At 44.0% G+C, this 23,885-nt stretch carries 23 protein-coding genes and 1 tRNA gene; 13 read left to right on the forward strand and 11 right to left on the reverse strand.

Annotation, left to right across the window (positions count from 1 at the left end; translation table 11 throughout):
- Nucleotides 1–10 precede the first annotated feature (10 nt).
- The 8 genes from HKI82_RS03975 to rpsU all read right to left on the reverse strand — a co-directional run bounded on the left by HKI82_RS03975 (nucleotide 11) and on the right by rpsU (nucleotide 9,067).
- On the reverse strand, nucleotides 11–1,762 hold the full coding sequence (locus HKI82_RS03975) for a lysophospholipid acyltransferase family protein (protein WP_171137281.1): 1,752 nt from the start codon (nucleotides 1,760–1,762) through the stop codon (nucleotides 11–13).
- A gap of 197 nt (nucleotides 1,763–1,959) precedes the next feature.
- Nucleotides 1,960–2,397, reverse strand: coding sequence for a hypothetical protein (locus HKI82_RS03980; RefSeq protein WP_171137282.1), 438 nt, complete (start codon nucleotides 2,395–2,397; stop codon nucleotides 1,960–1,962).
- On the reverse strand, nucleotides 2,394–3,854 hold the full coding sequence (locus HKI82_RS03985; protein WP_171137283.1) for a methyl-accepting chemotaxis protein: 1,461 nt from the start codon (nucleotides 3,852–3,854) through the stop codon (nucleotides 2,394–2,396). The genes HKI82_RS03980 and HKI82_RS03985 overlap by 4 nt, the downstream gene beginning before the upstream one ends.
- Nucleotides 3,855–4,313: 459 nt before the next feature.
- Nucleotides 4,314–4,389 (reverse strand) — tRNA-Ile (locus HKI82_RS03990).
- A 156-nt stretch (nucleotides 4,390–4,545) separates the two neighbouring features.
- Complete coding sequence (gene rpoD, locus HKI82_RS03995; RefSeq protein WP_102943017.1) at nucleotides 4,546–6,411, reverse strand: RNA polymerase sigma factor RpoD; 1,866 nt, start codon at nucleotides 6,409–6,411, stop codon at nucleotides 4,546–4,548.
- Between the two features lie 97 nt (nucleotides 6,412–6,508).
- Complete coding sequence (dnaG, locus tag HKI82_RS04000; protein ID WP_171137284.1) at nucleotides 6,509–8,272, reverse strand: DNA primase; 1,764 nt, start codon at nucleotides 8,270–8,272, stop codon at nucleotides 6,509–6,511.
- Nucleotides 8,273–8,379: 107 nt separating this feature from the next.
- Nucleotides 8,380–8,823: a GatB/YqeY domain-containing protein gene (locus tag HKI82_RS04005; RefSeq protein WP_102943019.1), complete on the reverse strand. Its 444-nt coding sequence runs from the start codon at nucleotides 8,821–8,823 to the stop codon at nucleotides 8,380–8,382.
- Between the two features lie 28 nt (nucleotides 8,824–8,851).
- The gene (rpsU, locus tag HKI82_RS04010; RefSeq protein WP_001145625.1) at nucleotides 8,852–9,067 is read right to left on the reverse strand and encodes a 30S ribosomal protein S21; all 216 of its coding nucleotides are present in this window, start codon (nucleotides 9,065–9,067) and stop codon (nucleotides 8,852–8,854) included.
- Between the two features lie 240 nt (nucleotides 9,068–9,307).
- Between rpsU and tsaD the strand changes: the two genes are divergently transcribed.
- Nucleotides 9,308–10,324 (forward strand): tRNA (adenosine(37)-N6)-threonylcarbamoyltransferase complex transferase subunit TsaD, encoded by a 1,017-nt coding sequence (gene tsaD, locus HKI82_RS04015; protein WP_102943020.1) that lies wholly within the window; start codon nucleotides 9,308–9,310, stop codon nucleotides 10,322–10,324.
- Nucleotides 10,325–10,399: 75 nt separating this feature from the next.
- Here the strand turns inward: tsaD and plsY are convergent, their stop codons facing one another.
- The gene (gene plsY / locus HKI82_RS04020) at nucleotides 10,400–10,996 is read right to left on the reverse strand and encodes a glycerol-3-phosphate 1-O-acyltransferase PlsY (protein ID WP_102943021.1); all 597 of its coding nucleotides are present in this window, start codon (nucleotides 10,994–10,996) and stop codon (nucleotides 10,400–10,402) included.
- A 236-nt stretch (nucleotides 10,997–11,232) separates the two neighbouring features.
- On the opposite strand from plsY, the gene folB reads away from it, so the two are divergent.
- The 11 genes from folB (at nucleotide 11,233) to rpoS (ending at nucleotide 18,897) form a co-directional block, all read left to right on the forward strand.
- Entirely contained in the window at nucleotides 11,233–11,586 is a 354-nt protein-coding gene (gene folB, locus HKI82_RS04025; protein ID WP_102943022.1) for a bifunctional dihydroneopterin aldolase/7,8-dihydroneopterin epimerase, read from the forward strand.
- Nucleotides 11,583–12,074: a 2-amino-4-hydroxy-6-hydroxymethyldihydropteridine diphosphokinase gene (folK, locus tag HKI82_RS04030; protein ID WP_102943023.1), complete on the forward strand. Its 492-nt coding sequence runs from the start codon at nucleotides 11,583–11,585 to the stop codon at nucleotides 12,072–12,074. Before folB ends, folK begins: the two co-directional genes overlap by 4 nt.
- A gap of 9 nt (nucleotides 12,075–12,083) precedes the next feature.
- Entirely contained in the window at nucleotides 12,084–12,887 is an 804-nt protein-coding gene (locus HKI82_RS04035) for an undecaprenyl-diphosphate phosphatase (RefSeq protein WP_102943024.1), read from the forward strand.
- A 125-nt stretch (nucleotides 12,888–13,012) separates the two neighbouring features.
- Complete coding sequence (gene ftsB / locus HKI82_RS04040) at nucleotides 13,013–13,294, forward strand: cell division protein FtsB (RefSeq protein WP_042480612.1); 282 nt, start codon at nucleotides 13,013–13,015, stop codon at nucleotides 13,292–13,294.
- Nucleotides 13,294–13,989: a 2-C-methyl-D-erythritol 4-phosphate cytidylyltransferase gene (gene ispD / locus HKI82_RS04045; RefSeq protein WP_171137285.1), complete on the forward strand. Its 696-nt coding sequence runs from the start codon at nucleotides 13,294–13,296 to the stop codon at nucleotides 13,987–13,989. Before ftsB ends, ispD begins: the two co-directional genes overlap by 1 nt.
- 2 nt (nucleotides 13,990–13,991) lie before the next feature.
- Nucleotides 13,992–14,468, forward strand: a complete 477-nt coding sequence (gene ispF / locus HKI82_RS04050) for a 2-C-methyl-D-erythritol 2,4-cyclodiphosphate synthase (protein WP_102943026.1) — start codon at nucleotides 13,992–13,994, stop codon at nucleotides 14,466–14,468.
- A 10-nt stretch (nucleotides 14,469–14,478) separates the two neighbouring features.
- The gene (gene truD / locus HKI82_RS04055) at nucleotides 14,479–15,525 is read left to right on the forward strand and encodes a tRNA pseudouridine(13) synthase TruD (protein WP_102943027.1); all 1,047 of its coding nucleotides are present in this window, start codon (nucleotides 14,479–14,481) and stop codon (nucleotides 15,523–15,525) included.
- The gene (gene surE, locus HKI82_RS04060; RefSeq protein WP_102943028.1) at nucleotides 15,518–16,285 is read left to right on the forward strand and encodes a 5'/3'-nucleotidase SurE; all 768 of its coding nucleotides are present in this window, start codon (nucleotides 15,518–15,520) and stop codon (nucleotides 16,283–16,285) included. Before truD ends, surE begins: the two co-directional genes overlap by 8 nt.
- Nucleotides 16,278–16,904, forward strand: coding sequence for a protein-L-isoaspartate(D-aspartate) O-methyltransferase (locus HKI82_RS04065; RefSeq protein WP_102943029.1), 627 nt, complete (start codon nucleotides 16,278–16,280; stop codon nucleotides 16,902–16,904). Before surE ends, HKI82_RS04065 begins: the two co-directional genes overlap by 8 nt.
- Nucleotides 16,904–17,827 carry a peptidoglycan DD-metalloendopeptidase family protein gene (locus HKI82_RS04070; protein WP_171137286.1) on the forward strand — a complete coding sequence of 308 codons (924 nt, stop codon included), beginning with the start codon at nucleotides 16,904–16,906 and terminating at the stop codon, nucleotides 17,825–17,827. The genes HKI82_RS04065 and HKI82_RS04070 overlap by 1 nt, the downstream gene beginning before the upstream one ends.
- A gap of 71 nt (nucleotides 17,828–17,898) precedes the next feature.
- Nucleotides 17,899–18,897, forward strand: a complete 999-nt coding sequence (gene rpoS / locus HKI82_RS04075) for an RNA polymerase sigma factor RpoS (protein WP_102943031.1) — start codon at nucleotides 17,899–17,901, stop codon at nucleotides 18,895–18,897.
- An 83-nt stretch (nucleotides 18,898–18,980) separates the two neighbouring features.
- Here the strand turns inward: rpoS and mutS are convergent, their stop codons facing one another.
- A complete protein-coding gene (gene mutS / locus HKI82_RS04080) occupies nucleotides 18,981–21,566 on the reverse strand; it encodes a DNA mismatch repair protein MutS (RefSeq protein WP_171137287.1) in 2,586 nt (861 codons plus the stop codon).
- A gap of 201 nt (nucleotides 21,567–21,767) precedes the next feature.
- The gene (gene cysM, locus HKI82_RS04085; RefSeq protein ID WP_171137288.1) at nucleotides 21,768–22,658 is read right to left on the reverse strand and encodes a cysteine synthase CysM; all 891 of its coding nucleotides are present in this window, start codon (nucleotides 22,656–22,658) and stop codon (nucleotides 21,768–21,770) included.
- 213 nt (nucleotides 22,659–22,871) lie between these two features.
- On the opposite strand from cysM, the gene cysP reads away from it, so the two are divergent.
- Nucleotides 22,872–23,873, forward strand: coding sequence for a thiosulfate ABC transporter substrate-binding protein CysP (gene cysP / locus HKI82_RS04090; RefSeq protein ID WP_102943034.1), 1,002 nt, complete (start codon nucleotides 22,872–22,874; stop codon nucleotides 23,871–23,873).
- The last annotated feature ends 12 nt before the right edge of the window (nucleotides 23,874–23,885 follow it).

A 23,885-nucleotide genomic window follows, 5' to 3' on the forward strand; every position in this document is an offset into this window, starting at 1 on the left:
TATTGTTAGTCTAGTTAGCTACTTTTAAATACTCTTCCGCTTCTTTCACACCCATATAGCGACCTAAGGTTTTCATCGGTACATCATGTAAGTCCACTACGATCAAACCATCTAAGGCATCGTTGAAGGCAGGGTCAACGTTGAAGCTGACCAATTTTCCATTCAATCCTAAATACTGACGTAATAGCACAGGAATGCCTTTGCCTTCATCAATACGAGCAATCACTCGCGAGAGCAGTTGTAAGTCGGCTAAAGAAGTTAACAAACTGGCATTCCATTGTGCTTGCATCATAGGTAATGGGTTGGAAGCTGCGACAAAGTTTGCTTGCTCGTTGTCGTAGAAGTGGAGTGTCATGGTGTCTGCCAGCAAACGTCTGGCTTGTTCGCTGTAATCATTGCTGATACTGACCGGTCCAAACAGGTGAGTGTATTGAGGGTTTTTATGAATAAATGCGCCAATCCCTTTCCATAGCAGAAGCAATGGAGCCATGCTTTTCTGGTAGTACTCATCAATGACTGAGCGCCCTAGCTCTATGGCGTTACCCATATTTTCTAGAAAGCGTGGGTCGTAGTTAAACAATGTACTTGAGTAGAGACCTTGAATACCTTGGGTTGCCACAATTTTGTCTACTAAGCCTAGGCGATAAGCGCCAACCATTTCATCGCGTTCTCTGTCCCAAATGAAAAGATGCAAATACTCGCGGTCAAACTCATCCACATCTAACGCCATCCCTGTCCCTTCGCCTACTTGGCGAAAGTTCTTCTCACGTAAGCGTCCAATCTCATGCATTAAAGAAGGGATATTCTCGGAATGAGTACAGTAAACATCAAACTCATTTAGACTGAGCAGGTGTGCTGATGAAGGAAGTGCTTCAAGATCTTCAAGCAGTTCAACAAGCGGTAATCTGTCCGCAATAGCTTGTGAAGTGTCATCTAAGTTAGTTTTATCTCGGGAAAGTGTTTTTTTTGCACCAAGCAGATAGGTGTTCAAGCGCAAGTAATTGACCAGCTGTTGATCGCAAAGATGTTGCATCTCTTTGTAGTGAATTGCGTCGCTAATAGAGATGTCGATACAGGTTTGTTTTTTATTCAGTAATTCGCGGCCGAGCATTACAGTGCGGAGCAGCGGATGTATTTTCCCTGCCATATAAAAACGAGTCGAGTTGTGACCTTCGATATAAACGGGTACTGCTGCCGCTTTATGTTTTTTGATCAAGCGGCTGACCGATTGACTCCACTCTTTATCTTCCAATCGATGTTGTTTGCTGTCTACCAATTGGGAGACTTCACCAGCAGGGAACATGAGTAACAAACCGCCTTGCTCTAAATGTTTATGAGCCTGACGCATCGCTTGAAGGTTTGCTTTCCGTGATTTATCCGTCTCAAAGACGTCAACGCCGATAAAGAGGGAATCCAGTTCAGGAACAGTTTTTAAGTATTGGTTTGCCAGTATTTGTACATCAGAACGAATCGTGAGTAGCATCTCTGCCAATATCACGCCTTCAACACAGCCTAGTGGGTGATTGGCAACTACAACGGTTGGCCCCATAACCGGAACATTGTTGAGAGAGCCTTTAATAAGTTGGTAATCAATGCCTAAAATTTCGAGCGTAAAGCGAAGAAATTGGCGAGTGTCGCACCCAGCAGGGCGCTGTGCGTAGAATTTATCAAGTTGACTTAAACCCGTTGCCCATTCCGCTAGGTTTTCACCTAAACCAAATGGTGTTTTTCGTGGCAGTTTAAAAGGGCTCTTAGACAGCATGTTAACCTCACAATACTTGTATTATGAGCCCATGCTAGAAGGCGAATATTTCACCTACGCTGCAGTTATATGAGTCTTTGATGGCGGATTTTTTGCAAAATGATGAATGTGGGATGGGGTAGGAAGGAAAGGTATAAAGAAGGCACGGTTATGACGAGCCTTCTTAAATAATCACATCCGCTATTGTGAAGAGAAAATCAACTGAGTTGAGATAGGTTATTAATTACTAGTCCTTTTTGTGTGCTGCTATCGATTATAATTATCTGCATCACAGGATTTCCACAGTAGGGAATGAGTACTTTATGTAGATTGGGAGCATTCTCCATTCTTTGGCTGATGATGGTGCCAAAAATCTCATCGTCAGAGGTGATCAATACTTCTGACTGGATGTAATTGTCGTCTTTAGTAAGCTGGAAAGTTGTTTGTTCCATGGTGGAAAAAGTACCTTTAACCAACTCCAGCTTATAGCCCTGCACTAAGCATTGATTGTTAATCAGCGTACAGTCGAGTCGCTCATAGTTATCCTGTGTCTGAGTAAACTGCATCTTGTTTTCGAATTGCAGCAGGCTTGGAATCAAATAGCCTACTGCAAAAATAACAGCGACAACGGCAGTTTTAATTAGGATGGATTTCACAACACAAATCGCTGGGTTAATTCAGACAGTTGATTCATCGATTCGGATAACTCTCTGATCGACATCTTCTGACTTTCTGATTTCTCTTCCATGATTTGAGTCGATTCTTTCACACCGGTCATATTCTGATTGATTTGATCAAGTGCCGAACCCTGTTGCTGAATTGCAGATGCCACATAATCCATTTGCGAACTTACTTGACTGATATTCATAGAGATCTGTTCTGTGACTTCAATAATGGTATCAACCGCAGAGGACACATCATCAGAATAGTCCGCCATATTGCTAATGTTGTCGGTCGAAAGCTTGATATTTCGATCTAAAACGGCGAGAGAGCGAGTTATTTCTTCAACACTGCTACTGGTTCTGTTTGCTAGCTGACGCACTTCATCAGCCACAACTGCAAATCCGCGTCCGGCTTCACCTGCTCGAGCCGCTTCAATTGAAGCGTTAAGAGCAAGTAAGTTGGTTTGTTCAGAGATCCCAGTGATCGCTTGAAGGATTTTATGAATGTTTTGCGTATCCCCTACAACGTTTTCGACATTGTTTCGAGTTTCAGAAACAGCTTGCTTGAGCTTAGCAAGGTTATCTTGGCATCGAGAAGATTGTTCCAAAGCGTGTCTGCTTAGCTGGTTGGCTTGCTGTGTACCTTCATTACATACTCGTGTTGAATCGGAAACATTATTAAATGAAGAACCCAGTTCACCGATAGCTCCCGCGACCATTTCTGTATTTGATGCGTTGTGGGAAATCTCGTTATCAACCGATTCAACGTTTTCAATAAGGTTATTTGAAACCATTTTGAGGTTTGATATCGCTTGGTTTTGAACTTGTGCTGTGTTTTGCAACTGCATGATGATCTGGTTGAAACGAACAAAAAACTCGTCATTAGACTTGAGCTCAACATTCAAATGCAATTTGTCTTTTTTAACGATGTTCGCCACCATTTCATTCACATAGTTCATTCTCTTCATGCTTTTATCCAATACTAAACAAGCATAGATAGAGACACTGGCTTGAAAAATGGCGTATAAGCAGTGCTCGATAACCAAGGTATAACTGCTGTTTGGCGGGAAGATGAAGATAGGCATTCCCGACGATTGCATCCAGAAAAAGAAAATATGATGCAAAGCAGCAGCAACCAGACCGTGCAGTACCATCAGCCAGTCGTTATACAACATCAAAAGTGCCAACATTATGAACACTTCAAAGTGCAACATGATATCGCCATAGGCTTGGTGGATATGCAGAGCAACAAAACCATAAAGCACATAAGGTAGAACGACTCTAAAACTGCGTTTGTTCAGTAAGAATGAAAGTGCTGCCAGTGCAAGAGTGATAAGCAGATCTGCAGTCGCATAGCCGTAACGGGCGAAATAAATAAAAGAGAGCAGTGTCATTGGAATACTGATGACATAGGTCTTCTCTGAAAAAGATAGTTCTCGGTCAAATTGCATATCAGTACTTCTATATTGGTTATTAGGAATTTTTATGTTGTTGAATTGGCGTTTAAAAGATTCAAACATCATTCATCTAAATGCTTATTTTTTAAACCGACAAGGAGTTAAAGCTAAAAAGTGCCTTAGGACGGTGATGAACCATGTTGTTCTAACGTCTGGGTTAAAAGGATTTGTTGGCTGAAGAGAAACATATTTGCCTCATACTTATTTTGTTGGGAGGAAGTGAATGACAAATAATATGATTAGCGACATTCTGAACGGTCGCTTTTAATGAACGATACCAACTGTGCCGTACGGTAAGTGTACATCATTCTTATCTGAATAGACAAAATATTTGTACAATATTTTTATTTGTATCGATATTTGTTGTTATCGATGAAGAAGACTGTGAATCTTCCAACAAGGTGAACAAATGAAAAAAGCCTGATGAGTTTCCTCATCAGGCTTTCTGATATCTGGTGGCCCCTCCCAGACTTGAACTGGGGACCAATCGATTATGAGTCGACTGCTCTAACCACTGAGCTAAGGGGCCGAATAGGTCAATGATTATAGGTGAAGGGGTGGGGTGTGTCTAGACGCAAAGTAGGGTAATAGCGCTTAGTTTTTATCCACTTAGAACTACAGATAATAAAAAAGGCGAGCTGTCGCTCACCTTTTATTCAATGCTTTATGAAAGTTTGCTGTTCCGTTATTCGTCTAGGAAGCTGCGCAGGGTTTCTGAACGGCTTGGGTGACGAAGTTTACGCAGCGCTTTAGCTTCGATCTGACGGATACGTTCACGAGTTACGTCGAACTGCTTACCAACTTCTTCCAAAGTGTGGTCAGTGTTCATATCGATACCGAAACGCATACGAAGTACTTTTGCTTCACGAGGAGTTAGACCACCTAAAACGTCACGAGTTGCTGCACGTAGGCTTGTTGCCGTTGCAGAATCTAGTGGTAGTTCTAGTGTTGTATCCTCGATGAAATCACCTAGATGCGAATCTTCGTCGTCACCGATTGGTGTCTCCATTGAGATTGGCTCTTTAGCAATTTTCAGTACTTTACGAATCTTATCTTCCGGCATTTGCATACGTTCTGCCAATTCTTCTGGCAGAGGCTCGCGCCCCATTTCTTGTAGCATTTGGCGAGAGATACGATTCAGTTTGTTGATCGTTTCAATCATATGAACAGGGATACGGATCGTACGAGCTTGGTCTGCAATTGAACGAGTAATTGCCTGACGGATCCACCATGTTGCATAAGTCGAGAACTTGTAACCACGACGGTATTCAAACTTGTCTACTGCTTTCATCAGACCGATGTTACCTTCTTGGATTAGATCTAAGAACTGTAGACCACGGTTTGTGTATTTCTTAGCAATAGAAATAACCAGACGTAAGTTCGCTTCAACCATCTCTTTCTTCGCACGGCGAGCTTTCGCTTCACCGATAGACATGCGACGGCTGATATCTTTAATACGGTTTACCGTTAAAGATGTTTCTTGTTCGATAATACGTAGTTTCTGAATTGAACGACGAATATCTTCTTCATCTTCACGGATCTTCGCTACGTATGGCTTGTCAGATGCAAGAATTTGGTCAAACCAAGCTTCATCAGATTCATTGCCAGTAAATACCGAGATAAATGATTTCTTCGGCATCTTAGCTTTTTCAACAACAGCGCGCATGATCAAACGTTCTTGTGTACGTACGCGATCCATAGAATTGCGTAGCGTATTTACAAGATGGTCGAACTGTTTTGGTGTTAGACGGAATTCACGGAAAACCGTTAATACAAGTTCAGTCGCTTCTTGAGCCTTACTGCTTGTATCACCATGTTCGTTGATCGCAAGTTGAAGATTTTGGTACTGATTACGCAGTTCCGTGAACTTCTCTAAAGCAAGTTCAGGGTCGATACCAACTTCTTCTTCATCGCTGCTATCGTCGTCGCCATCTTCATCTTCGTCTTCATCGTCATCGGTATCGTCTTCGTCATCTAGGTCTGAACCTGTTAACTCTGAACCGATGTGCGTTGCTGTTGGTGCTTCACTTTCCATATCATCTGGGTTTACAAAACCACTAATGATATCGGTTAGGCGAAGTTCTTCAGCTTGAACTTTGTCAAATTGCTCAAGAATGTATGGAATAGTTCCAGGGTATTCAGCAACTGCACTTTGTACTTGGTTAATACCATCTTCGATACGCTTCGCGATATCGATTTCACCTTCACGAGTTAGTAGTTCTACTGTACCCATTTCACGCATATACATACGAACAGGGTCAGTTGTTCTACCGATCTCGCTTTCTACGCTAGACAGCGCAGCAGCAGCAGCTTCAGCTGCATCTTCGTCGGTGATGGTTTCATCATCATTAAGAGCTAGATCATCAGCGTCAGGGGCAGTTTCTACAACTTTGATACCCATGTCGTTGATCATCTGAATAATATCTTCTACCTGTTCAGAATCTACGATTTCTGCTGGTAGGTGGTCATTTACTTCGGCGTAGGTCAGATAGCCCTGCTCCTTGCCGCGAATGACAAGTTGCTTAAGCTGTGACTGCGGATTTTGATCCATAGACGGTATCCAACTTCGTATCTGGTGAAGGAATAGTATGCGAAATGCAAACCACGGATAATAACAAATTAAATTGTTGCTGACTATTCAAACTGGGTTACGCTTTAAATTCTAGCATTAACGCTACTAGCTCCCTTTTTTCGTCGCTTGATAAACCGACGTTTCTTTCTTTAACCAGCAATTGTTCAATTTGTTTTTCTACGCACTGGGCAAGAATTTTGTCCAATGAGTCATAAAATAGTTCTTGTTGATCTTCAGCAAACGGGATCTCCCAGCTTGCAAGGCGAGACAACAGTTCCTGTGTTTTTGTACCGCGCCAATGCTCTAACAATTGACCCGTTTTTATATGGGGTTGTTGTCTGCATTTTTCAAGCACTTCTGTCAACAATTTCAACCCTGGAATCTCCAAACCTTGAGTAGTTGAAAGGTCTGGCACCATATCAGCATAGCTCGGATTCTGTAGAAGCAAAGCAATGACATCTCTCATCGGTGTTCGCTTTATTTCTTTATGCGGCTGAGGCTTTGTTTCATTTGTTTTTAATAACGAGTTTAAAAACTTTTCTAGTTGAAAGTCGCTCCACCCAGTACCTCGTAATATCTCACTCCATATATATGCTTTTAAAGATGCTTCAGTTGTTTTGTTCAATAACGGAGCAGCGTTTGTCGCTACATAGACCTTCCATTTTGTAGTGTCACCATCTGGAGCATCTTTCTTGATTTCAGAAAGCAGGAAATCAATAAGAGATAAGGAATTATCTATTTCGGCTTCTAGGCCATCCTTCCCATATTTTCTAACAAAGCTATCAGGATCTTCACCATCAGGCAGAAATAGCACCTTGAGAATTTTATTTGGGTTTAGATATTCAAGTGCATTTTCCATTGCGCGTCTTGCCGCTTCGCGCCCCGCTCGGTCACCGTCGTAACAGCAAATTATAGTATTGGTTTGACGGAAGAGAGTTTGAATATGGTCGCCAGTGGTTGATGTTCCTAGAGATGCAACGGAATAATCAATGCCATATTGCGCCAGAGCCACGACATCCATATAACCTTCGACCACGAGGATTTGTGGTGGTTCACGGTAGGCCTGTAAAACTTCATAAAGCCCATACAGCTCTTTGCCTTTATGGAAAATAGGTGTCTCTGGTGAGTTCAGATACTTAGGTGTACCTTCACCAATAACACGGCCACCAAAACCAATCACTCGGCCTCGACGATCCCGAATAGGGAACATAACGCGGCCACGAAAACGGTCATAGCGTTTGCCGTTGTCGTTTTCAATCAACATGCCGCCTGAAACCAACATGTCTTGGGCATGTTTTTGTTGTCCGAAATTCTTACGAACTAAATCCCATTCGTCAGCCACATAGCCAATACCGAACTTCTGAACTATCTCGCCGGATAAACCACGATTTTTTAAATATTCAATGGCATGACGGTTAGCAGGAACTTTAAGTTGTTGACGATAAAACTGAGCAATGCTGCCCATTAAATCGTAAAGATTACGTTTTTCGTCGCTGCTAACTTTTGGTGTATTACTTTTGAAACCACTATTTGAGCGTTCTTCTCTGGGTACTTCTAGTCCGAGAGAGGAAGCTAACTCTTCAATCGCTTCAGGAAACTCAAGACGCTCATACTCCATCATGAAGTCGATGGCGTTACCATGCACGCCGCAGCCAAAACAGTGATAGAACTGCTTTTCTTGGCTTACGCTAAATGACGGGGTTTTTTCATTGTGGAATGGACAACATGCACCGTAGTTTTTGCCCTTTTTTTTAAGTTTCACACGTGCGTCGATAACATCGACAATATCAAGTCGAGCTAGGAGGTCATCGATGAAGCTACGAGGGATCTGTCCTGCCATAAAACCTAAAAAAAAGATAAAAACGAATGTGCAAGGTCAACAGACCTTAGATACAAACAAGCCGTGCATTCAAAGAATAGCACGGCTTGCTGCAATAGAGTTCTGGATTAAGCCAGTTTAGCGCGAACTAAACCGCTGACTTTACCCATATCTGCACGCCCTTGAATTTGTGGTTTCAAGATAGCCATCACTTTACCCATGTCTTGCATGCCCGCTGGAGAGGATTCTGCGATTGCACTTTCAATCAGTGCTAACACTTCTTCTTCGCTCAGTGGTTGAGGCATAAATTCCTCAAGGATGGTGATTTCTGCTTGCTCCACTTCAGCTAAATCTAAACGATTTGCTGCTTCATATTGCGATACAGAATCGCGACGTTGTTTAACCATTTTGGTCAGCACAGCAACGATATCGTCATCGGTCAGAGTAATCTTCTCGTCAACTTCACGTTGTTTGATTGCTGAAAGGGCTAAACGAATAGTGCCAAGGCGCGCTTTGTCCTTGGCTTTCATCGCTAATTTTTGCTCTTCTCTGAGATTATCAATAAGAGCCATAACTTAATCCTTAATTAGGAAAAAGCTATTAGTACAGGCGAACGCGACGAGCGTTTTCGCGAGCAAGCTTCTTAGCGTGACGCTTTTGAGCTGCTGCTTTAGCGCGTTTGCGAACTGTAGTTGGTTTTTCGTAGTGCTCACGACGACGCACTTCAGAAAGGATACCTGCTTTTTCGCAAGAGCGTTTGAAACGACGTAGTGCAACGTCGAACGGTTCGTTTTCACGTACTTTAACTACTGGCATATGCCTTTCACCTCAGGGGTTATTCGTTAATGCTGATATTCAGTGACCAAATCAACAAGGTTTCTTATTCGTTTGGTCTTTAATCAGCTAGATCAAAAATGGTGCGGAATTTTAATCCGATCGTTGTGCCTTTGTAAAGTACTTTGTCGTTTAGCCTCTGTACAAAATTTGTTTGTGAAGCGAAGCCGTTGTAACATTGCGCCAATTTGAAATTTTAGATGGCAGTGTGCTGAGAAAAATATGCGTATTATTGGTATTGAAACCTCTTGTGATGAGACGGGTATAGCGATTTACGATGACGAGAAGGGATTGCTGTCACATAAGCTTTATAGCCAAGTTAAACTTCACGCTGACTACGGCGGTGTTGTGCCAGAACTGGCTTCGCGTGACCACGTTAAGAAAACCATTCCACTGATTAAAGCAGCAATGGCTGAAGCGAATTTAACGCCGAAAGACATTGATGGGGTCGCTTATACAGCAGGACCCGGTCTTGTTGGAGCTCTATTAGTTGGCGCAACTATTGGACGCAGTATTGCTTATGCTTGGAACGTTCCGGCTGTTGCGGTACACCATATGGAAGGACACTTACTCGCTCCGATGTTGGAAGACAACCCACCTCCGTTCCCATTTGTTGCACTGCTTGTTTCAGGCGGCCACAGCATGATGGTTGAAGTAAAAGGCATTGGTGAGTACCGCATTCTTGGCGAATCTATTGATGATGCGGCTGGTGAAGCGTTTGATAAAACTGCGAAACTCATGGGGCTGGATTACCCAGGTGGCCCTTTGCTTTCACGCTTAGCTGAAAAAGGTACTCCGGGGCGCTTTAAGTTTCCGCGTCCTATGACGGATCGACCAGGGCTGGAAATGAGCTTCTCTGGTCTGAAAACTTTCACGGCTAACACGATTGCTGCAAATGGTGACGATGAACAAACTCGTGCTGATATTGCCTATGCATTCCAAGATGCTGTTTGTTCAACGCTGGTGATTAAGTGTAAACGTGCGCTGGAAGAAACTGGCATGAAGCGAATTGTTATTGCCGGTGGTGTAAGTGCAAATAAACAGTTACGCGCAGATTTAGCTAAGCTGGCAGAAAAAATCGGTGGTGAAGTGTATTACCCACGTACTGAGTTTTGTACCGATAATGGCGCTATGATTGCGTTTGCTGGTATGCAACGCTTGAAGAATGGTGATGTGACAGATTTGAGCGTTGAAGCTCGTCCTCGCTGGCCAATTGATCAATTGACTCCTATTGAGTAATTAAAGCCGAATAAGAAAAACGGTCGCAATAGCGGCCGTTTTTTTATGTTTGGAGTTTGTGGAATCGCTAAGTGATTAAGCTTTCTTTTTCTCGCCGACTTTAGGTTCTGTTCCGGCAAAAAGACGCTTAATGTTTTGATGATGGCGCAAGATAATTAAGCAGCAGAGCATGGCTACTGGCAGAGTGTATTGGGGTTTGACCAGCCATGTATAAAGAGGGGCAAGCAACACGGTGACTATCGCGGCCAAAGATGAATAACGGAAAATGACAGCCACAAATAGCCAAGTCGCCATAATCATGGTTGTTAAATCTAATCCGATAGGGGCGATAGCACCTAAAGCGGTAGCGACCCCTTTCCCACCTTTAAAGTGGAAGAAAATAGGGTACATATGACCAAGGCATGCCGCGATGGCAACCAAACCCAAAATAAGAGGATCTATTTTTAGAAAGTAACCCGCCCAAACCGGAATTGTACCTTTGAGCATGTCGCACAGTAACACAGCCGCCGCTGCTTTTTTGCCACCAATTCGTAAGACGTTTGTCGCACCCGGATTATTTGAACCCACACCTCTAGGGTCTGGCAGGCGTAATAAACGACAGATCAGCACCGCACTGGAGATCGAACCCAGTAAATAAGCGGAAATTATCATTATTAGTGCCAATGGCGTCATTATTGCCTCAATACGGTGAGTTTTTTGAACTGGGCTTTACATTGTTTTGTTATACCCATGCGACTAGTAACTTCAAGCTGGCATGAGTGTCTTTAAGTAAAAATTCTGTTTGGTTTACCCATCTAAACGCGGTTTCGTATATGATATCGCGATTGGCGACGATAGTACGTTTTTTTACTCAATATAGGTATCCGACCTGTAATTGAGTTTAACTGTTGGAAGGAATTCGATAGAAGATGGATAAAGTCTTTATAGAGCAGCTAGAAGTCATTACCACAATAGGGGTTTATGACTGGGAACAGACCATTAAACAAAAACTGGTTCTCGATTTGGAAATGGCTCATGACAATAAGCCAGCAGGCAACAGCGATGATGTTGCGCATGCTCTAGACTACGCTCAAGTCAGCCAAGCTGTGATTGAACATATTGAATCAGGCCGTTTCTTATTGGTTGAAAGGGTGGCAGAAGAAGTCGCTAGCTTAATCATGCAACGCTTTAGTGTGCCTTGGATTCGTATTCGACTAACAAAGCCGGGTGCAGTTCCGCAGGCGAAAGGTGTAGGAGTGATCATCGAAAGAGGATCATTATGATCACTGCCTATGTTGGCGTAGGTTCTAACATAGAACGACGCCGTCATATTGAAGCTGCAATTCAAGAGCTGAGCTTAGTGGGAAGCGAATTACGTCTTTCAACGATATATGAGTGCCCAGCTCAAGGGTTTGATAGTCATCCTTTTTTCAATTTAGTGGTGGAGTTAAAAACTTCATTGTCTCTACACGATTTTCAGCAGTGTTTAAAAGACGCAGAGTATCGTTGGGGGCGCGATATTGATGCGAAAAAGTATCAAGATCGAACTCTGGATATGGATATTATTCTGTTTGGTGATGTCATATCCCCAAGCTCACCTGTTGTCCCGCGTCCGGATATTTATCAATATCCATTTGTGATACAGCCTTTGTATGAGTTATGCCCCGAACTCAATATTCCGGGAACAGATTTGTCTATCGAAAAGGTCTGGCAAAACGCTGAACTTTTAGAACAACTAAAACCAGTTCCCCTCTGGTTTAGTATCAAGTAAGAGAAAATAATGAGTTATTTCGAGTCTTTTATGTTGGCTTTAATTCAGGGTTTTACTGAATTTTTGCCAATTTCCAGCTCTGCACATCTTATCTTGCCATCGGCAGTATTAGGTTGGGCTGATCAGGGTTTAGCGTTTGATGTGGCGGTTCATGTCGGCACCCTAACTGCGGTTGTGATTTACTTTAGAAACGAAGTTAAAGCACTGTTAAGCGCATTTTTTGCTTCTATTTTCAAAGGAGATCGAAGCAAAGAAGCCAACTTAGCTTGGTGCATTATTTTAGCGACTATCCCAGCTTGTATCTTTGGCTTAGTGATGAAAGACGTCATTGAAGTCTACTTGCGTAGTGCATGGGTGATTGCCGCTACTACCATTATTTTCGGCATTCCTCTGTGGTACGCCGATAAAACGGCTAAACAGAATATTAATGAGTATCAAGCGGGTTGGAAGAAAGCGCTCTTCATCGGTTTCGCACAAGCGGTAGCCATGATTCCTGGAACTTCACGTTCAGGAATTACCATTACTGCGGCTCTTTATCTTGGTTTTACTCGTGAAGCGGCAGCGCGTTTTTCGTTTTTAATGTCGATTCCGATTATCGTACTGGCGGGAAGCTACCTAGGTTTGAAGCTGGTTACCAGTGGTGAACCAATCCATCTAGGATTCTTGATGACAGGTATTTTGACGTCATTTGTTAGCGCCTATATCTGTATTTTCTTTTTCTTAAAGCTTATTTCTCGAATGGGTATGACCCCATTTGTAATTTACCGTTTGATTTTAGGTGTCGGGTTATTTGCCTTTCTATTAAGCCGTTAGTCGCCTGAAAAGGGGGCTTATGGTATAAATAGGGCGTTTCTACCCAAATTGACAAAAAGGCCGTTTTTATTCGGCCTTTCTTCTATATACACCGATTTTTATCAATATTGACGAGTGTGAAAGTAATGCGAGTACTTGCGGTGACCTTAACCCTGCTGCTTGGTTTTCTACAATACAGCTTATGGCAGGGGAAGAACGGAATATCTGATTATCATGCTGTTGCGGCAGAGATAGAAGTTCAAGAGCAAGTGAATACTAACTTACATCAACGTAACCAAGAGATGTTCGCGGAAATTGATGACTTGCGACAAGGGCTTGATGCGATTGAAGAAAGAGCTCGTCACGAATTGGGAATGGTGAAAAGTGGAGAAACTTTTTACCGTATTACCGGAGAGGATAATCGTTAATGGATAAATCAATCATTGCGGTTGTACCTGCTGCGGGCGTTGGCAGTCGGATGCAGGCCGACCGTCCGAAACAATATTTAAAACTTTTGGGAAAAACCGTACTTGAGCACACCGTGTCCAAACTACTGGCACATCCTAAAGTCTCTAAAGTGGTTGTTGCCGTCAGCGAAGATGATCCTTACTTTTCTACGTTAGCACTTGCTAACCACCCTCAAGTTATCCGAGTTAACGGCGGCAAGGAACGAGCAGACTCCGTTCTTTCAGCATTGAATTACATCTGTAAACATGAAGTCAGCGAATGGGTTCTCGTTCATGATGCGGCTCGCCCCTGTTTCACAGAGCAGGATGTTACACGACTCATCGAATGTGCTGAAATACATTCTGTTGGCGCCATTCTCGCGGCTCCAGTCAGAGATACGATGAAGCGTAGCGATGAGCTGCAGAATATAGACCATACGGTTGAACGTTCGAATCTCTGGCATGCTTTGACGCCACAAATGTTCCGCACTCTACCTTTGCGCGAAGCTTTGATTGATGGGTTAGCGAGTAAAGCGAATATCACCGATGAAGCATCCGCATTTGAACGACTGAATTTAAGCCCGGCTCTAGTTAATGGCCGAGCAGATAACATAAAAATTACTCAGCCAGAAGATCTCGCGTTGGCTGAGTTCTATTTGAGCCGAAATAAGGAATAAGCATGATACGAATTGGCCATGGTTTTGATGTGCATAAATTTGGTGGTGAAGGCCCTGTCATTATTGGCGGAGTTGCCGTTCCTTATGAACAAGGTTTAATTGCGCATTCTGATGGTGATGTTGCTTTGCATGCGTTATGTGATGCGCTGCTCGGCGCGATTGCTGCGGGTGATATTGGTAAGCACTTTCCGGATACTGATGATAAATGGAAAGGAGCAGATAGCCGTGAACTGTTGAAAGATGTTTATCGTCGAGTAAAAGAGTCGGGCTATCGCCTAGGAAACGCTGACGTCACCATTATTGCTCAGGCACCTAAAATGGCTCCTCATATAGAAGCGATGTGTGCGTCTATTGCTCAGGATCTAGAGACTGATATTGGTAATATCAATGTCAAAGCAACGACTTCTGAACGTTTAGGTTTCACTGGCCGCAAAGAAGGCATTGCGTGTGAAGCCGTTGTACTACTGATGAAAGCATAAAGAGTCGAAAATGACAGATATTTTATCTTCACTCGCTTACCTGTGCGGTAAACCTACAGCGAAAGGCAAAATAAAAGCTAAACCAGAAGATTTTAAAGTGGTTGAAAATCTGGGGTATGAGTTTACGGGTAGCGGTGAGCACCTCATGGTTTCTATTCGTAAGACGGGTGAAAATACCAGCTTTGTTGCCAATGAACTGGCGAAAGCGTGTGGCGTAAAGTCAAAAGATGTTAGCTGGGCAGGTTTGAAAGACCGTCATGCTGTGACAGAACAATGGTTAAGTGTTCATTTACCTAGCGCGGGATTTCCGAATCTTGCGCTGTTTCAATCACAACATCCGAGCATTGAAGTGCTAGCGATGACTCGCCACAACAAAAAGTTACGTCCGGGTGACTTAGCGGGTAACTACTTCGAAGTCACTATGTCAGAAGTCACTGATGTTGAAGAAGTGGTTAAACGTTTGGAAGTGGTGGCACAACAAGGTGTGCCCAATTACTTCGGTAATCAGCGTTTTGGTAAAGATGGTAACAACTTAGAAGAATCTCGCCGTTGGGGGCGTGAAAACGTCCGTACTCGTAACCAGAACCAACGCAGTCTTTATCTGTCTACTGCTCGTTCATGGATATTCAACCGCATTGTTTCTTCGCGTATTGAGCAAAACTGTTTCTATCGTTTCATCGACGGTGATATCGCTCTGGTTAACGGTGAGCAAACGTTGGTGAGTGCAGATAAGACTTCTGAATTCAACCAATTACTTGAGCAAGATAAAGCGCAGATTTCTGCGGCGTTAGCTGGTGATAACGAACTGCCGACACAAGCAGAAGCGCAGAAGATTGAACAGCACTTTATCGATGCTGAAGAAGACTTGATGAAGCTAATTCGCGGTAATCGCATGCGTCATGATCGCCGAGCAATAGCGTTGAAAGCCCAAGATTTGAGTTGGCAAGTGGACGGTGATTCTATTACGTTAAAATTCGCTCTTGATGCGGGCAGTTTTGCGACTTCGATAGTGAGAGAACTAATAGAAGAGATTCCTGTAGAGCGTGTTTATGAGTGATAAAAAACTAAAAATACTATTAAGCAATGATGATGGCGTGTTTGCCGATGGTATTCATGCTCTAGCGGCTGCCATCTCGGATCTCGCAGAAGTAATTATTGTTGCGCCAGACAGAAACCGCTCTGGAGCGTCGAACTCGCTGACATTGGAACAGCCACTGCGTGTTTCTCAAGTCGCGCCGAATACATACTCAGTTCAAGGTACGCCAACGGACTGTGTCCATTTCGCTTTGAATGAACTGCTCAAAGACTCAATGCCGGATCTGGTGTTAACCGGAATCAACCATGGTGCGAACCTTGGCGATGACGTTCTTTACTCTGGTACTGTTGCCGCTGCAATGGAAGGTCACTTCCTCGGTGTTCAGTCGATTGCTTTTTCATTAGTTGGAAACCAACACTTTTCTACAGCAGGAAAAATTGCCCGCCAATTGGTAGAGCAACATCTGCGTCGACCTATTCCAACTAATCGTTTATTGAACGTGAATGTTCCAGATGTCCCATTTGAAGAGCTTACTGGTACGCAAGTGACGCGTTTAGGTGCTCGTCATCACGCAGAAAGCATGATTAGGCAGAAAGATCCTCGAGGTCATGATATTTATTGGTTAGGTCCTCCGGGCAAAGAGCAAGATGCCGGTGAAGGTACCGATTTCTATGCTATTGAGCATGGATTTGTTTCACTGACTCCATTGCAAGTGGATCTCACTGCGCATGAGTCTTTAGGTAGTATGGATCATTGGTTAAAGGACAGAACTGATGGCTAATCCAAAAGCCGATAAATTAATTCAGTTTTTATTAGCAAACGGTATTACTGATCAGCAAGTGTTGCAGGTAATACATCAATTGCCTCGTGAATACTTCGTTTCTCAAGCTATGGTTCATCAGGCGTATGACAACAATGCTCTGCCGATTGGCCAGGGGCAAACTATCTCTCAGCCGTATATTGTTGCAAAAATGACTCAAATGTTGGAATTGCAGCGAAATAGTCGAGTGTTGGAAGTAGGGACTGGCTCTGGTTATCAGACGGCTATCTTGTCTCACTTAGTTGAGCATGTGTTTTCTGTTGAACGGATTAAATCTTTGCAATGGGAGGCGAAACGTCGTCTCAAGCAGCTCGATATTTATAACGTCTCGACGAAACATGGCGACGGATGGCAGGGCTGGGCAGCAAAAGCCCCATTTGATGCGATCATAGTGACGGCTGCGGCTCAGAAAGTGCCACAAGCTTTGCTCGATCAGCTTGCTGACGGAGGACGTTTAGTTATTCCTGTCGGTGAAGATGAACAGCAGCTCTATAAAATAATTCGTAAAGGTGATGAGTTTATTTCTCAGTTAATAGAAACGGTACGGTTTGTACCTTTAGTCGCTGGTGACTTAGCGTAATGAAGGGTTTTCAGCTAAAGACATTGTTAGCGTGTGGACTGTGTGGCCTATTGTTAGGCTGTGCAGCAAGCTCTCCTGCGCCAGTGTCTGGGTTGAAGAAAGACTACCGAGATATACAACGAGGCAGTTATCGCGGCAGTTACTATGAAGTGAACCGTGGCGATACGCTGTATTTTATAGCTTATGTCACAGACAAAGATGTAAATGACATCATCAGTTACAATAAATTAACCCCGCCTTACACCATTCACCCAGGTCAGAAGTTAAGACTTTGGCGTCCTGCATATACAGCACCTGCTTACGGTGGTACAGGGGCTGGAGCAGTGGTTGCTACTACATCTAGTGTTCCAACAGTGGCAGCAGCCACATCAACCTCGGTTTCTCCCCCGAAATCGAGCAAAAATTCTAATGCTGCTCAAGCTAACAAATCGGCAAATTCGGTCAAAAAAGATCCAAATAAGGCGATTGATCAATCGAAAACAAAGGAGTATGTTGGTTCTAATACTCAACAAAACGTTAACAAAACTGTAAGTAAACCTAAACCACAGAACGATAAAGTCGACAAGTGGTTATGGCCAACGAAAGGGAGAGTTGTTAAAAACTTTTCAGCAGGAGATCAAGGAAATAAAGGTATCGACATTGCAGGACAGCGAGGTCAATCCATTACTTCTACTGCTGCAGGAACCGTGGTCTATTCGGGTAATGCATTACGAGGTTACGGCAACTTAATCATCGTGAAGCATAATGAGCATTATTTAAGTGCTTATGCCCATAATGACCGGCTGTTGGTTAAAGAAGGACAAAGTGTTAAAGCTGGCCAAAAAATAGCAACAATGGGCAGTTCCGGTACGAACAGTGTTCGTCTGCACTTTGAAATTCGTTATCAAGGTAAGTCTGTGAATCCAAAACGGTATTTACCTTAAATATACTTGTTAAGAGTTATGTAGTGACATATTGAGTAGTAATGTCTTGCTAGCTCGCCGGGGGAGGCGCTATGAGTATCAGCAATACAGTAACCAAGGAAGAAGAGTTTGACTTAGATATTGATTCAACAGATGTTGTTGAAGTGGATGCTAAGCTAACTGCCGAAGACGATGACATTGACCAAACGGAAGATATCCGTGAAGAGTTCGATGCGTCAACCAAAAGCTTAGATGCAACGCAAATGTATCTCAGCGAGATTGGTTTCTCACCTCTTTTAACCGCCGAAGAAGAAGTTCTTTATGCTCGCCGAGCACTTCGTGGAGACGAAGCTGCAAGACGACGCATGATAGAGAGCAACCTGCGTCTGGTGGTGAAAATATCCCGTCGTTATAGCAATCGTGGTCTCGCTTTACTGGATCTTATTGAAGAAGGTAACTTGGGCTTGATCCGTGCGGTTGAAAAATTCGATCCAGAACGTGGATTCCGCTTTTCAACCTACGCTACTTGGTGGATCCGTCAAACGATTGAACGTGCGCTGATGAATCAAACTCGTACGATTCGTCTACCAATTCACGTAGTTAAAGAGCTCAATATCTATCTACGTACCGCACGTGAACTTTCGCAAAAACTCGACCATGAACCAACAGCGGAAGAGATCGCCTCTGAACTGGATAAACCGGTTGATGATGTCAGCAAGATGCTGCGTTTAAATGAACGCATCAGCTCTGTAGATACACCTATTGGTGGTGACGGGGATAAAGCGCTACTCGATATTATTCCAGACATTAACAACTCCGATCCTGAAGTTTCGACTCAAGACGATGACATCCGTGATTCATTGATTGCGTGGCTTGAAGAGTTAAATCCTAAACAAAAAGAAGTGTTAGCACGACGCTTTGGTTTGTTAGGTTATGAGCCATCAACGTTGGAAGAAGTTGGACGTGAAATCAACTTGACTCGTGAACGTGTTCGTCAGATTCAAGTAGAAGGTTTACGCCGTTTGAGAGAGATTCTGATGAAACAAGGTTTGAACATGGAATCTTTGTTCAACGTGGAAGTGGAAGCTTAATTACCTCATTTTTAAGCACAATTTTTATTTAGTAAAAAGGCACTCTATGAGTGCCTTTTTGTTATTGAATCCAGCAAAGATAGTTACAGCAATTTCTTCAGACGATACAACTCTTCTAACGCTTGGCGTGGGGTTAAATCGTCAGGATCTATGGCAGCCAATGCATTCTCAACTTCACTTGGCTCAGGGATCAAACTTAGTTGGTTGGCGATATCCACTCTGGAGCTTGATGCCGAAGAAGGTTGCCCCGTTTGCTGTAGACTGTGCTGCTCTAATTGAGTCAGCTTGCTGCGCGCATTTTTGATCACCGTTTTCGGTACACCAGCCAAACCTGCAACGGCCAAGCCATAAGATTTGCTGGCAGCGCCTTCTTGTACCGCGTGCATGAAGGCAATGCTGTCACCATGCTCAACCGCATCTAAGTGAACGTTCGCCAAATTCGGCAACACATTCGGCAGTTCAGTGAGTTCAAAATAGTGAGTCGCAAACAGGGTTAAAGCACCGATCTGTTTTGCCAACCACTCGGCACTTGCCCAAGCCAGTGAAAGACCATCATAAGTACTGGTTCCACGGCCTATTTCATCCATTAACACTAAGCTTTTCTCTGTTGCGTTATGCAGGATATTAGCTGTTTCTGTCATTTCCACCATGAAGGTTGAACGTCCAGAAGCGAGATCATCCGAAGCGCCGATACGGGTGAAGATTCTGTCTAACAAACCGATTTGCGCCGATTCCGCCGGAACATAGCAGCCAATGTGTGCAAGCAGCGCAATTAACGCTGTTTGGCGCATATAAGTGGATTTACCGCCCATGTTTGGACCTGTGATGATCAACATTTTACGCTGAGCGTGCAGTTCTATTGGGTTAGCAATAAACGGATCATTCATTACTTGCTCAACCACAGGATGACGACCTGACTGGATATGAATCCCCGGTGCTTCGGTAAGAGTTGGGCGGCAGTAATCTAAACTTTCTGCGCGCTCAGCTAAGTTTTGCAGTACATCCAGTTGTGACAAAGCGGATGCAAGGTTCTGCATTTGTTCAAGATGAGGCTGTAATAAATCGAACAGTTGATCCCAAAGTTGCTTCTCCAAAGCCAGTGCTTTCGATTTTGAGTTCAGCACTTTATCTTCGTGTTCTTTCAACTCTGGAATGATGTAGCGTTCAGCGTTCTTCAAGGTTTGGCGACGCACATAATGTGGCGGAACAAGGTGACTTTGTCCTCGGCTTACCTGAATAAAGAAACCATGAACCGCGTTGTAACCGACTTTAAGCGTGTCGATACCGTGACGGTCACGTTCATCCGCTTCCAGTTTTTCCAGATATTCGGTTGCGCCAGTGGCGAGATCTCGCCATTCATCAAGTTCAGCGTTATAGCCTTCTGCAATCACTCCGCCATCACGAATGACCACTGGTGGGTTTTCCTTGATAGCTCTTTCTAGCAGGTCACACAGTTCATCCATAGGTTGGGTGTAATCGCGTAACTTCGCCAGATAAGGATGCGACAGCTCAGTCAATGTATCGCTCAGTTCAGGAAGCTGCTGCATGGCATTACGCAGGCGAGCCAAATCTCTTGGTCGGGCAGAGCGTAGTGCCAGACGCGCTAAAATGCGTTCTATGTCGCCGATTTGTTTCAATACAGGATGAAGATCGGCGAATAGACCTTGTTGCTTGATCTCACCAATCGCATCCAGACGTTGGTTCAGTGTCTTAATGCAACGCATAGGCTGGTGGATCCAACGCTTGAGCATACGACTGCCCATAGGTGTTGCACAGTGATCAAGCACTTCCGATAATGTGTTGTCTGTACCGCCGGCGAGGTTTTGCGTCAGCTCTAAATTGCGGCGTGTTGCTGCATCGAGAATCACCGACTGATCTTGGCGATCAAACGTTAGTGAACGGATATGCGGTAGCGCAGTGCGCTGAGTATCTTTGACGTACTGGATCAAACAGCCCGCAGCACATAATCCCAATTTTGCATTTTCAACCCCAAAGCCGACCAGATCACGAGTGCCAAATTGTTGGTTAAGTTGCTGTTTCGCGGTATCAAGTTCAAATTCCCAAATAGGGCGACGACGATTAGCCTTGCGGCTCGCCATTAGCTGAACTGGTGTGAAATCTTCAGGGAAAAGCAGTTCACGAGGCGCGGTTCTTTGTAACTCTGCCGCCATTGCTTCTTCGGTTTCAGGTTCACTCAGTTGGAAACGACCAGAAGTGATATCCAAAGTGGCGTAACCAAACTTGCCGTCGTGGTGATAAATCGCAGCCACAAGGTTATCAAGGCGTTCAGATAGCAGTGCTTCGTCAGTGACTGTACCCGGAGTAACAATTCGTACTACTTTACGTTCAACAGGACCTTTGCTGGTGGCAGGATCGCCAATCTGTTCGCAGATTGCGACAGACTCACCCAACTGAACTAATTTCGCTAAGTAACCTTCAACCGCGTGGAATGGAACGCCCGCCATTGGAATCGGTTCTCCGGCAGATGCGCCTCGTTTGGTCAGAGAGATATCCAACAGTTGCGACGCGCGTTTAGCGTCATCGTAGAAAAGCTCATAAAAATCCCCCATACGATAGAACAGTAATATCTCAGGGTTTTCAGCCTTGAGTTTCAGGTACTGCTGCATCATTGGAGTGTGGTGCGAAAGAGACTCGCTCGATTGATTCATGGCGTTACATCACTTGTTGGTATCGTTGGCAGTCCTTTTGCTCTAACTATCAGATAAATAGTCATGAGCTAAGTCACGCGTAAGGTCACTTGAAAACGGTGAGTGATGATAACAAATCAAACAACGACAGAGCAATTATCCCCTTACATCGCGAATGATAAGGGGATGAATACGAGACAAAAGCTACGAAAGGAAGAGGCGCTAAGAGAAAAGACCTGAAGAGAGGTAACGATCGCCGCGATCACAGATGATCGCAACCACCACCGAGCCCGGATTTTGTTTTGCAATTTCAATCGCTGCGAATACTGCACCACCAGAGCTTACGCCTGCACAGATGCCTTCTTCACGCGCCAGTGTTCTGGCTGTATTTTCTGCATCTTGTTGATCAATATCTATCACTTGGTCAACGTCAGCGGCATTGAAGATGCCCGGTAAATACTCTTGCGGCCAGCGGCGAATACCCGGAATAGCACTGCCTTCTGAAGGTTGCAGACCAACAATATTAATTTCAGGGTTCTGGATCTTTAGGTAGCGAGATACTCCCATAATGGTTCCCGTTGTTCCCATGCTTGAAACAAAGTGAGTGATCTTGCCTTGGCTTTGTTGCCAGATTTCTGGACCCGTAGAGTGAAAGTGCGCATCAGGATTGTCTGGGTTGTTGAACTGATCGAGAACCTTACCTTTGCCTTCACTTTGCATTTTCAGAGCTAAGTCGCGTGCACCTTCCATCCCTTGCTCTTTACTCACCAGAATCAGCTCTGCGCCATAAGCACGCATGGAATCCTTGCGCTCCTGAGTAGAGTTATCCGGCATGATAAGAATCATCTTGTAGCCTTTGATCGCAGCCGCCATCGCCAGAGCGATACCTGTGTTGCCGCTTGTCGCTTCAATAATGGTGTCACCTTGTTGAATAGTGCCACGAGCTTCGGCTTGGATAATCATATTCAGTGCAGGGCGATCTTTAACTGAACCAGCAGGGTTATTTCCTTCCAGTTTCACGAGCACGGTACTTTGGCTGCCCGCTGCTAGACGTTGTAGTTTCACCAGAGGCGTTTGGCCTACATAAGCTTCAATGGTTGGAAAGTCAGACACGTTATCAGCCTTTTATTGTTAGTCTTTTAAGTGCTGCTATTGTCTAATTCTTCTCCACTCCAACACAAGTCTCTATTAGTGATGAGCATACAATTTATTGTTTGATATTATTCCAAAAGGTTCTATTTATAACCTTTGTTATAATCGTTTTATGCACATACTCTAGTCTAAAAGGAAGCCATATCGGCAAGATGATTTTGGAGTATGAACATAATGAAAAAGATGAAGTCAGCACTCGCAGCTTTATTAATTGCGGGATCATTCAACGCCTCAGCAGCAGATCAAACAATCTTGAACTCTTCTTACGATATTGCTCGTGAGTTGTTTGCTTCATATAACCCGTTGTTTGCAGAGCACTGGAAAGAAAAAACAGGCAAAACGATTGAGATTAAGCAATCTCACGGCGGTTCATCTGCGCAAGCTCGTTCTATTCTGCAAGGTCTGTCTGCGGATGTGGTGACTTTTAACCAAGTTACAGACGTACAAGTACTGCACGACAAAGGCAAATTAATCCCTGCCAACTGGCAAGATTTGCTACCAAACGCAAGTTCACCTTATTACTCAACAACGGCATTCTTGGTGCGTAAAGGCAACCCTAAAAATGTACAGGATTGGGGTGATTTAGCACGTGAAGATGTATCATCTGTTTTCCCTAACCCGAAAACTTCAGGTAACGCACGTTACACATATCTTGCCGCTCTAGGCTACGCTCAGAAAGCGTTTGGTAAAGATAACGAAGCGAAACAAGATGAATTCCTGAAGCAATTTCTAGCAAACGTTGCGGTATTTGATACAGGCGGTCGTGGTGCAACAACTTCTTTCGTTGAGCGTCAGTTAGGCGACGTTCTTATCACGTTCGAATCAGAAGTAAACAACATCCGTAAACAGTACGGTGAAGATAACTACGAAGTTGTAGTACCGAAAACGTCAATTCTTGCAGAGTTCCCTGTGGCAGTAGTTGAGCGTAATGCAAAACGTAACGGTACAACTGACGTAGCAACTGAGTATCTTTCATACCTATACAGTGAAGATGCACAACGTATGTTGGCTGGCTTTAACTACCGTGTACACGATGAAACAGTAAAAGCAGAATTTGCTGACCGTTTCCCTGAAGTAGAACTACTGACTGTTGAGCAGATCATCGGTGGTTGGGATCAAGCAATGAAAACCCAATTCGCTAATGGTGCTAAGTTAGATCAATTACAACGTCGTTAATCGATAAAGGCC

The organism is Vibrio plantisponsor, assembly GCF_013041605.1.
Taxonomy (GTDB): domain Bacteria; phylum Pseudomonadota; class Gammaproteobacteria; order Enterobacterales; family Vibrionaceae; genus Vibrio; species Vibrio plantisponsor.

What these genes read in the sequence shown, in the direction of transcription:
- HKI82_RS03975 (WP_171137281.1), bottom strand. Translation starts at nt 1,762, where the DNA reads ATGCTGTCTAAGAGCCCTTTTAAACTGCCACGAAAAACACCATTTGGT.
- HKI82_RS03985 (WP_171137283.1), bottom strand. Translation starts at nt 3,854, where the DNA reads ATGCAATTTGACCGAGAACTATCTTTTTCAGAGAAGACCTATGTCATC.
- rpoD (WP_102943017.1), bottom strand. Translation starts at nt 6,411, where the DNA reads ATGGATCAAAATCCGCAGTCACAGCTTAAGCAACTTGTCATTCGCGGC.
- dnaG (WP_171137284.1), bottom strand. Translation starts at nt 8,272, where the DNA reads ATGGCAGGACAGATCCCTCGTAGCTTCATCGATGACCTCCTAGCTCGA.
- HKI82_RS04005 (WP_102943019.1), bottom strand. Translation starts at nt 8,823, where the DNA reads ATGGCTCTTATTGATAATCTCAGAGAAGAGCAAAAATTAGCGATGAAA.
- rpsU (WP_001145625.1), bottom strand. Translation starts at nt 9,067, where the DNA reads ATGCCAGTAGTTAAAGTACGTGAAAACGAACCGTTCGACGTTGCACTA.
- tsaD (WP_102943020.1), top strand. Translation starts at nt 9,308, where the DNA reads ATGCGTATTATTGGTATTGAAACCTCTTGTGATGAGACGGGTATAGCG.
- plsY (WP_102943021.1), bottom strand. Translation starts at nt 10,996, where the DNA reads ATGACGCCATTGGCACTAATAATGATAATTTCCGCTTATTTACTGGGT.
- folB (WP_102943022.1), top strand. Translation starts at nt 11,233, where the DNA reads ATGGATAAAGTCTTTATAGAGCAGCTAGAAGTCATTACCACAATAGGG.
- folK (WP_102943023.1), top strand. Translation starts at nt 11,583, where the DNA reads ATGATCACTGCCTATGTTGGCGTAGGTTCTAACATAGAACGACGCCGT.
- HKI82_RS04035 (WP_102943024.1), top strand. Translation starts at nt 12,084, where the DNA reads ATGAGTTATTTCGAGTCTTTTATGTTGGCTTTAATTCAGGGTTTTACT.
- ftsB (WP_042480612.1), top strand. Translation starts at nt 13,013, where the DNA reads ATGCGAGTACTTGCGGTGACCTTAACCCTGCTGCTTGGTTTTCTACAA.
- ispD (WP_171137285.1), top strand. Translation starts at nt 13,294, where the DNA reads ATGGATAAATCAATCATTGCGGTTGTACCTGCTGCGGGCGTTGGCAGT.
- ispF (WP_102943026.1), top strand. Translation starts at nt 13,992, where the DNA reads ATGATACGAATTGGCCATGGTTTTGATGTGCATAAATTTGGTGGTGAA.
- truD (WP_102943027.1), top strand. Translation starts at nt 14,479, where the DNA reads ATGACAGATATTTTATCTTCACTCGCTTACCTGTGCGGTAAACCTACA.
- surE (WP_102943028.1), top strand. Translation starts at nt 15,518, where the DNA reads ATGAGTGATAAAAAACTAAAAATACTATTAAGCAATGATGATGGCGTG.
- HKI82_RS04065 (WP_102943029.1), top strand. Translation starts at nt 16,278, where the DNA reads ATGGCTAATCCAAAAGCCGATAAATTAATTCAGTTTTTATTAGCAAAC.
- HKI82_RS04070 (WP_171137286.1), top strand. Translation starts at nt 16,904, where the DNA reads ATGAAGGGTTTTCAGCTAAAGACATTGTTAGCGTGTGGACTGTGTGGC.
- rpoS (WP_102943031.1), top strand. Translation starts at nt 17,899, where the DNA reads ATGAGTATCAGCAATACAGTAACCAAGGAAGAAGAGTTTGACTTAGAT.
- mutS (WP_171137287.1), bottom strand. Translation starts at nt 21,566, where the DNA reads ATGAATCAATCGAGCGAGTCTCTTTCGCACCACACTCCAATGATGCAG.
- cysP (WP_102943034.1), top strand. Translation starts at nt 22,872, where the DNA reads ATGAAAAAGATGAAGTCAGCACTCGCAGCTTTATTAATTGCGGGATCA.